1 pseudogene is annotated in these 979 nt (G+C 46.8%); it reads left to right on the top strand.

Going from position 1 to position 979, the window contains the following annotated elements:
- Positions 1 to 863: 863 nt before the first annotated feature.
- Positions 864 to 979, top strand: a pseudogene (locus tag SB753_RS34435) (TEM family class A beta-lactamase); the annotation flags it as partial.

Raw genomic sequence — 979 nt, 5'->3', positions numbered from 1 at the left:
TGATGATTTTAATACCAAAACCGAAGATGATTTTATGTCTTCAAGTAGCGGCTCTAGCTCAAGCGCAGATGATACCGATCTGGATGATCTGCTGAATGATCTGCTCGAGCACCACCACCACCACCACTGAGATCCGGCTGCTAACAAAGCCCGAAAGGAAGCTGAGTTGGCTGCTGCCACCGCTGAGCAATAACTAGCATAACCCCTTGGGGCCTCTAAACGGGTCTTGAGGGGTTTTTTGCTGAAAGGAGGAACTATATCCGGATTGGCGAATGGGACGCGCCCTGTAGCGGCGCATTAAGCGCGGCGGGTGTGGTGGTTACGCGCAGCGTGACCGCTACACTTGCCAGCGCCCTAGCGCCCGCTCCTTTCGCTTTCTTCCCTTCCTTTCTCGCCACGTTCGCCGGCTTTCCCCGTCAAGCTCTAAATCGGGGGCTCCCTTTAGGGTTCCGATTTAGTGCTTTACGGCACCTCGACCCCAAAAAACTTGATTAGGGTGATGGTTCACGTAGTGGGCCATCGCCCTGATAGACGGTTTTTCGCCCTTTGACGTTGGAGTCCACGTTCTTTAATAGTGGACTCTTGTTCCAAACTGGAACAACACTCAACCCTATCTCGGTCTATTCTTTTGATTTATAAGGGATTTTGCCGATTTCGGCCTATTGGTTAAAAAATGAGCTGATTTAACAAAAATTTAACGCGAATTTTAACAAAATATTAACGCTTACAATTTAGGTGGCACTTTTCGGGGAAATGTGCGCGGAACCCCTATTTGTTTATTTTTCTAAATACATTCAAATATGTATCCGCTCATGAGACAATAACCCTGATAAATGCTTCAATAATATTGAAAAAGGAAGAGTATGAGTATTCAACATTTCCGTGTCGCCCTTATTCCCTTTTTTGCGGCATTTTGCCTTCCTGTTTTTGCTCACCCAGAAACGCTGGTGAAAGTAAAAGATGCTGAAGATCAGTTGGG

This window comes from Paraburkholderia sp. SIMBA_053, assembly GCF_046534895.1.
Taxonomy (GTDB): Bacteria; Pseudomonadota; Gammaproteobacteria; order Burkholderiales; family Burkholderiaceae; genus Paraburkholderia; species Paraburkholderia caledonica.
The sequence above is the reverse complement of the archived record's forward strand: the minus strand, read 5'-3'. Positions and strand labels throughout refer to the sequence as shown.